The following is a 7,212-nucleotide window of genomic DNA, read 5'->3' on the forward strand; positions in this document are numbered from 1 at the left end:
GTCCCGCCCCGCGGCGCGCCGCCCGTCCCGGCCGAGTCCTCCGGGCCGGCCCCGCGGGTGTGTACGGTGACGCCGCGCTCGTCCTGCTCTATCGCGTCGAGCTTGCTGTACGGGGCCAGCTGCGCGAGCTGTTCCCGTGCCAGGGCGGCGCGCAGCCGCCGGACCAGTACGTGTTGCGGCAGATGCAGCGGAGGGTTCTCCTCCGCCGCGCCGGGATCGGCAACTTGGCCGATTCGGCTCCCCCCGTGGCCGAACTCCACGCGCCGTACGACCTGTCGGCGGCGCAGCGTCGACAACGCGGTCCAGCGCACGCCCTCCGCCTCCGCGGGCGCACAACCCAGGCGCCCCAGGAACGAGGCGATGTCCGCGCGGAGTATGGCGGTGCGCGCGGGCCGGAGTTCTTCCCGCCCCGGGCCCTCGTCGAGGACCACGACGGGCACCCCGCGGCGCGTCAGCGCGAGGGCGGTGCAGAGGCCGACGGGCCCCGCGCCGACGACGATCACCGGGTCCACGGCGTGGTCCTCTCGGCCGTACGGGCAGCCGGTCGGGACGGACAGGGGGTGCCAAGAGGGGCCCGGTGCGCGATCACAGCAAAAGTATGCAGCCCGTGGCGGGTCCTTGCATCACGCGGTACGGGCGGTGACGCCTCCGCGCCACCGCCCGTGAGAAGAATTTCGGCCCCTCCTCGAAACCTGCTCCAACTGCCGCCGCCCGTCAGGCGGTTGGCTGCGTCTCGTCGGCCCCGGCCGACACGGTCGTCTGCCGCGGGACCGTGGGGAGGCCACCCGTGGTGGCCCCGGCTCCCGCGCCCGTCAGGTCGTCGCCGAGCCCACCGGTCACCACCGCGCCGGTGCCCCGCTTGCCCCGCCGGATCCGGCCCTCCAGCCAACTCGCGCAGGAGGTGAGCAGGAAGTTCAGCGCGATGAAGATCAGCGCGATCACGGTGAACGCGGCGATCGTGTTGGCACCGTAGTTGGCCGTGATCTGCCGGTTCTGCGAGAGGAGTTCGGTGAAGCCGAGCATCGCGCCGCCGAGCGCCGTGTCCTTGACGATGACCACGAGCTGGCTGACCAGGGCCGGGAGCATGGCGGTCACGGCCTGCGGCAGCAGCACGTACGCCATGGTCTGGCCCTTGCGCATGCCGATCGCCCTGGCCGCGTCGGACTGGCCGTTCGGCAGGGCGAGGATTCCGGCCCGGACGATCTCGGCGATGACCGAGGCGTTGTAGAGCACCAGACCGGTCACCACCGCGTACAGCGGCCGGACTTCGGACTCGATGTCGGCGAACTGCACGTAGGCCTGGTTGGCGAACATCATCAGCAGCAGCACCGGGATGGCGCGGAAGAACTCCACCACCGCGCCGACCGGAACGGTCACCCACCGGTGGTCGGAGAGCCGGCCGATGCCGAGCAGCGCGCCGAGCGGCAGGGCGATCACGATGGACAGCGCCGCTGCCGTGAGAGTGTCGCCGAGCCCCGGCAGCAGGTAAGTCGTCCAGACCTGCGCGTCGGTGACGAACGGGCTCCACTTCTCCCCGGCCAGCTGGCCCTTCTCGTCCAGGGCGCCGAGCACCCACCAGACGATGACCGCCAGTGCGACCACGAACAGCGCGGTGTAGAGGACGTTGCGCCGCTTGGCGCGGGGGCCCGGGGTGTCGTACAGAACGGAGGTCATCGCTTCACCGCCACGCGCTTGCTGACCCAGCCGAGCAGCAGGCCGGTCGGGAGGGTGAGGAGGACGAAGCCGAGGGCGAAGACCGCGAAGACGGCGAGCAGCGCGTCGCTCTCGTTCTCGATCATCGACTTCATCAGGTACGCGGCCTCGGCGGCGCTGATGGCAGCCGCGACCGTGGTGTTCTTGGTCAGCGCGATCAGCACGTTCGCCAGCGGCGCGACGACCGAGCGGAACGCCTGGGGGAGGACCACCAGGGTCAGCACCTGGGTGAAGCTCAGCCCCAGGGCACGGGCCGCCTCCGCCTGGCCGACGGGCACCGTGTTGATGCCGGAGCGCAGCGCCTCGCAGACGAAGGTGCCGGTGTAGGCGACCAGGCCGAGGACGGCCAGCCGGAAGCCGATGTCCTTGAAGTCCCCGCCGCCGAGCGTGATGCCGAGCGTCTGGTTCAGGCCCAGCGAGCAGGCGAGGATGATGACGGTCAGCGGGGTGTTCCGGACCAGATTGACGTACGCGGTGCCGAACACCCGCATCAGCGGAACCGGGCTGACGCGCATGCCGGCCAGCAGGGTTCCCCAGATCAGGGAACCTATCGCCGAGTAGAGGGTGAGCTGCACCGTCACCCAGAAGGCTCCGAGCAGGTCGTACTGCCCGGAATCAAGAAAGTCGAACACGTTGCCCCGCGCTCTCCCTGGTCGAAATGGCGCTGGTCGAAAGGGCGGGGCGCGCCGCGGCCGCGTGGCGATGGCGCGCCCCCGCGCCCCGGATCAGCTGGTCTCGGTGATCTTCGGAGCGGGCTCGTTCTTGTAGCCGGCCGGGCCGAAGTTGGCCTTCACAGCCTTCTCCCAGGAGCCGTCCTCGACCATCTTCTCGATGGCCTTGTTGATGTCGCCCTGGAGCTCGGTGTCGCCCTTCTTCAGGCCGATGCCGTAGTTCTCGTCGCTGAGGTTGAGGCCCGCGAGCTTGAACTTGCCCTGGTGATCCTTCTGCGAGGCGTAGCCGGCGAGGATCGAGTCGTCCGTGGTCAGGGCGTCAACGGCCTTGTTCTCCAGGCCCGTCAGGCACTCGGAGTAGCCGCCCATCTCCTGGAGGTCCGCCTGCGGCGCGAAGTCGTTCCTGACGTTCTGCGCGGAGGTGGAGCCGGTGACCGAGCACAGCTTCTTGGAGTTGAGGTCCTTGGCGTCCTTGATCGACGAGTCGTCGGCGCGGACCAGCAGGTCCTGGTGGGCCAGGAAGTACGGGCCCGCGAAGTCGACCTTCTGCTTGCGCTCGTCGGTGATCGAGTAGCTGGCGACGACGAAGTCGACATCGCCGTTGGCGATCAGGTTCTCGCGCTCGGCGCTGGGCGCCTGCTTCCACTCGATGTCCTTGGCCTCGTAGCCGAGCTCCTTGGCCACGTACGTGGCCACATCGACGTCGAAGCCCTCGTACTTGCCGTCGGGGGTCTTCAGGCCCACGCCCGGCTGGTCGAACTTGATGCCGATGGTGATCTTGCCGTCGTTCTTGGCGCCCTCGTCGCTGCCGCTGCCACAGGCGGTCGCGGTGACGGCCAGAACGGCGGTGATCGCAAGAGCGGTGGCCGACTTGCGCAGCTTCATGGTGAACTTCCTTTACGTGATCAGTCGTTCGTCATGGTGACGACGTGGGGCCGCCGGATATGACAGGTCAGTCGCGCCAGGTCATTGGTGTGACAGGTCAAGTGGTGCGACAGGTCAGTGGTGCAGGATCTTCGACAGGAAGTCCTTGGCGCGGTCGCTGCGCGGGTTGGTGAAGAACTGGTCCGGCTGCGCCTCCTCGACGATCCGGCCGTCCGCCATGAAGACGACACGGTTGGCGGCAGAGCGCGCGAAGCCCATCTCGTGGGTGACCACGACCATCGTCATGCCCTCCCGGGCGAGCTGCTGCATGACCTCCAGCACCTCGTTGATCATCTCCGGGTCCAGGGCCGAGGTCGGCTCGTCGAAGAGCATCACCTTCGGATCCATCGCCAGCGCGCGGGCGATCGCCACCCGCTGCTGCTGGCCACCGGAGAGCTGCGCCGGGTACTTGTCGGCCTGCGCCCCCACCCCCACCCGGTCGAGCAGGCTGCGGGCCTTCTCCTCGGCCGCCTTCTTGTCCGCGCGCCGGACCTTGATCTGGCCCAGCATCACGTTCTGCAACACGGTCTTGTGCGCGAAGAGGTTGAAGGACTGGAACACCATGCCCACGTCCGCGCGCAGCCGGGCCAGCGCCCGGCCCTCCTCGGGCAGCGGCTTGCCGTCGATCGTGATCGTGCCGGAGTCGACGCTCTCCAGCCGGTTGATCGTGCGGCACAGGGTCGACTTGCCGGACCCGGAGGGTCCGATGACCACGACGACCTCGCCGCGCGCGATGGTCAGGTCGATGTCCTGGAGCACATGCAGCGCGCCGAAGTGCTTGTTGACGTTGTTCAGGACGACCAGGGGGTCCGCCGTGGGGGCGGTGTCCTCGGCCACCGATACCTCGGTCATCGGCTTCTTGCTCCATCCTCCTCGGTTGGGAGGACCTTAGTGAGCCGCGCCGACCAGCGTCATTACATCTGAGCGGAAATTGAGCATAACGATCCGGCTACCTGTGGCCACGCTGGGTGACGGTGAAGTGATGCTCATAACCCGGGGTGTTGGCTGTTTCCTTACCGGCTCCATAACGGAACGCCGCACCCGGCCGGACACTCTTGACGCGGGGCGTGCCGATCGGGCTGGATGCCCTGTGGCCTGAATGCCGTACGGCCTGTGGGACGGAAAGGGGGGACGGATGAGGCTGCTGCTCGTCGAGGACGACGACCACGTCGCCGCCGCGCTCTCCGCGGTCCTCGCGCGGCACGGCTTCGAGGTCACACACGCCCGCAGCGGCGAGGAGGCGCTCCAGGCGCTGCTGCCGGACCCCGGCGCGCCCTTCGGTGTCGTGCTCCTCGACCTCGGCCTGCCCGACCAGGACGGCTTCGAGGTCTGCGGCCGCATCCGCAAGCGCACCAGCACACCTGTGATCATGGTGACCGCGCGCGCCGACGTCCGTTCCCGGATACACGGGCTGAACCTGGGCGCCGACGACTACGTGGTCAAGCCCTACGACACCGGCGAACTGCTGGCCCGCATCCACGCGGTCAGCCGCCGTACGGCACCCGGCGAGGGCGGTCCCGAGGAGGCCGGCGCCGAGGTGGGGCCGGGGGAGCCGCTGCGGCTCGGGCCCGTCCTCATCGAACTCCCCACCCGGCAGGTCACCGTGGACGGCGCAGTCGTGGCGCTCACCCGCAAGGAGTTCGACCTGCTCGCGCTGCTCGCGCAGCGGCCCGGGGTCGTCTTCCGCCGGGAGCAGATCATCAGCGAGGTGTGGCGCACCAGTTGGGAAGGCACCGGCCGCACCCTCGAGGTGCACGTCGCCTCGCTCCGCTCCAAGCTGCGACTGCCCGCCCTGATCGAGACGGTGCGCGGGGTCGGCTACCGGCTCGTCGCCCCGGGCGCCTGAGGAGCCGTACGCCCCGGTGCGCACCCGACTCCTCCCGCTGCTCATCGTCCTCATGGCGGGCGTGCTGCTTGCGCTGGGCTTTCCGCTCGCCGGCAGCCTGGCCGCGGCGGAGCAGCAGCGGGTGGTCGTCGACCGGATCGATGACACGGCGCGCTTCGCGGCGCTCGCCCAGTTCGTGACCGCCCGCCCGGACGCGGCGGGCGAGTTGGAGGACGAGGGCGGCCGCCTGGTCACGCTGCGCGCCGAACTCGACCGCTACCTCGAGGTGTACGGGATCCGGGCGGGCGTCTTCTTCCGGGACCGGTCCGCCATGGCCGTGGCCCCGCGCGGCTGGGCCCTGCCCACCGAAGGGGAGGGCGACCAGGCCTTCCGCGAGGCGCTGGCGGGTCGGCGCAGTCACGACCCGGAGCAGGTCTGGCCCTGGCAGCGGGGCCGCCTCGCCGTCGCCTCGCCCGTCGTACGGGACGGGGACGTGGTCGCGGTCGTGGTCACCGAGTCGCCCACCGGGCAGATGCGTTCGCACATCCTGCAGGGCTGGCTGCTGATCGCCGCGGGCGAGGCCGCGGCGATGCTGCTGGCCGTCGGGGCCGCATTCCGGCTGACCGGATGGGTACTGCGGCCGGTGCGGGTCCTGGACGCGGCCACCCACGACATCGCCACCGGCCGTATGAACTCGCGGGTCGCCGCCGCCGGCGGGCCGCCCGAACTGCGCCGCCTCGCCCGCTCCTTCAACGAGATGGCCGACAACGTGGAGGAGGTGCTGGAGCAGCAGCGCGCGTTCGTCGCCGACGCCTCGCACCAGCTGCGCAACCCGCTCTCCGCGCTGCTGCTCCGGATCGAGCTGCTGGCGCTCGAACTCCCCGAGGGCAACGAGGAGATCGCCTCCGTCCGGTCCGAGGGCAAGCGGCTCGCCCGCGTCCTCGACGACCTCCTCGACCTGGCCCTCGCCGAGCACGCCCCGGCCGACCTGCGGCTGACGGACGTGGCCGAGGTGGCGGAGGAGCGGGTGGACGCCTGGCGCCCGGTCGCCGACGCCAAGGGGGTCCCACTGGCGTACGCGGGTCCTTCGGGAGCCACCGGCTGGGCCGATCCGGTGGCCCTGTCGAGCGCGCTGGACGCCGTGGTCGACAACGCCCTGAAGTTCACGCCGGAGGGCGAACGGGTCGAGGTCGGTGTGGCGTACGAGGGCGACACCGTGCGCATCACGGTCGCGGACGGCGGTCCCGGGCTGACCGAGGAGGAGCTGGTCCGCGTCGGCGACCGCTTCTGGCGCAGCGGCCGCCACCAGAACGTCTCGGGCTCCGGCCTCGGCCTGTCCATCTCCCGCGCGCTGCTCTCGGCGGGCGGTGCGTCCATCGCGTATGCGCGGAACGAGCCGCGGGGGCTCCGGGTGGCGATTACGATCCCGCGGACCCCGAAGTCGGGGCCGTCCGGGGGAGGTTGAACCTCCTGCGGGTTGCCGGGTGCCGGGGTGCCGGGGGGACAGGAGGCCGTCGGGCTCCTCAGGGGAGGAGCCGTCGGGTTTCCCGGCTCGGGAGGTCGTTGGCCCCTCAGCGCAGGAGGCCGAGGAACCCGAGGACCTCCCTCGCGGTCAAGTCCGCCGAGCCGTCCTTGCCGCCGCGGTAGCAGGCCTCCCGGCCGTCCGGACGCTTCGCGCACTTCCGCAGCGGGTGGCCGATGACCTGGAAGCCCTCGCGAAAGGTGAGCACGGCGGTCTGCGCCGGGTCGTCGGGGTCCACCGGTGCGGTCACCGTCGCGTGGTTTCTGAACCGGGTGCCGTAGTCGCCCGCCAGCGGCGCCTGGATGAGGTTCGGGCCCGTGACCCGCAGCTCGGCCGTAACCTGGGCGGGCTTCCGGCAGTGGACGTCCCAGTCGGCGGTGGTCGTCGCCCGCCGCTCTTTGCGGTCCACGGTCACCTCGAGGTGCTGGGCTCTCACTGTGCAGTTGGGCTCGTCGCTCGGGGCGGCACCGGCCGGGGCGGCTGCCAGCAGCCCGCCGGCAAGGATGGAGGTGAGGGCGATGGCGCGGGCGGCGGTGTGGGCGGGGTGTGGGCGCATC

At 70.8% G+C, this 7,212-nt stretch carries 8 protein-coding genes; 2 read left to right on the forward strand and 6 right to left on the reverse strand.

From position 1 onward, the window contains the following. From AOK16_RS09690 to AOK16_RS09710, 5 genes are all read right to left on the reverse strand, one after another. The coding region (locus AOK16_RS09690) for an FAD-dependent oxidoreductase (RefSeq protein ID WP_157859165.1) at positions 1-512 on the reverse strand (512 nt) is incomplete at its 3' end. Between the two features lie 202 nt (positions 513-714). Then, positions 715-1,674: an amino acid ABC transporter permease gene (locus AOK16_RS09695; RefSeq protein WP_055471840.1), complete on the reverse strand. Its 960-nt coding sequence runs from the start codon at positions 1,672-1,674 to the stop codon at positions 715-717. After that, the gene (locus AOK16_RS09700) at positions 1,671-2,345 is read right to left on the reverse strand and encodes an amino acid ABC transporter permease (RefSeq protein WP_055471841.1); all 675 of its coding nucleotides are present in this window, start codon (positions 2,343-2,345) and stop codon (positions 1,671-1,673) included. Before AOK16_RS09700 ends, AOK16_RS09695 begins: the two co-directional genes overlap by 4 nt. A gap of 93 nt (positions 2,346-2,438) precedes the next feature. Next, positions 2,439-3,269: a glutamate ABC transporter substrate-binding protein gene (locus AOK16_RS09705; RefSeq protein ID WP_055471842.1), complete on the reverse strand. Its 831-nt coding sequence runs from the start codon at positions 3,267-3,269 to the stop codon at positions 2,439-2,441. Between the two features lie 114 nt (positions 3,270-3,383). Next, positions 3,384-4,160, reverse strand: coding sequence for an amino acid ABC transporter ATP-binding protein (locus AOK16_RS09710; protein WP_055471843.1), 777 nt, complete (start codon positions 4,158-4,160; stop codon positions 3,384-3,386). Positions 4,161-4,443: 283 nt separating this feature from the next. Between AOK16_RS09710 and AOK16_RS09715 the strand changes: the two genes are divergently transcribed. Then, positions 4,444-5,154 (forward strand): response regulator transcription factor, encoded by a 711-nt coding sequence (locus AOK16_RS09715; RefSeq protein WP_055471844.1) that lies wholly within the window; start codon positions 4,444-4,446, stop codon positions 5,152-5,154. Between the two features lie 16 nt (positions 5,155-5,170). Beyond that, the gene (locus AOK16_RS09720) at positions 5,171-6,598 is read left to right on the forward strand and encodes a sensor histidine kinase (protein WP_055471845.1); all 1,428 of its coding nucleotides are present in this window, start codon (positions 5,171-5,173) and stop codon (positions 6,596-6,598) included. A gap of 106 nt (positions 6,599-6,704) precedes the next feature. On the opposite strand, the gene AOK16_RS09725 is transcribed toward AOK16_RS09720, so the two are convergent. Beyond that, positions 6,705-7,212: hypothetical protein (locus AOK16_RS09725; RefSeq protein WP_055471846.1), on the reverse strand; the 508-nt coding region annotated here is incomplete at its 5' end.

Source organism: Streptomyces pathocidini (assembly GCF_001418495.1).
GTDB lineage: Bacteria > Actinomycetota > Actinomycetes > Streptomycetales > Streptomycetaceae > Streptomyces > Streptomyces pathocidini.

What these genes read in the sequence shown, in the direction of transcription:
- AOK16_RS09695 (WP_055471840.1), bottom strand. Translation starts at nt 1,674, where the DNA reads ATGACCTCCGTTCTGTACGACACCCCGGGCCCCCGCGCCAAGCGGCGC.
- AOK16_RS09710 (WP_055471843.1), bottom strand. Translation starts at nt 4,160, where the DNA reads ATGACCGAGGTATCGGTGGCCGAGGACACCGCCCCCACGGCGGACCCC.
- AOK16_RS09705 (WP_055471842.1), bottom strand. Translation starts at nt 3,269, where the DNA reads ATGAAGCTGCGCAAGTCGGCCACCGCTCTTGCGATCACCGCCGTTCTG.
- AOK16_RS09715 (WP_055471844.1), top strand. Translation starts at nt 4,444, where the DNA reads ATGAGGCTGCTGCTCGTCGAGGACGACGACCACGTCGCCGCCGCGCTC.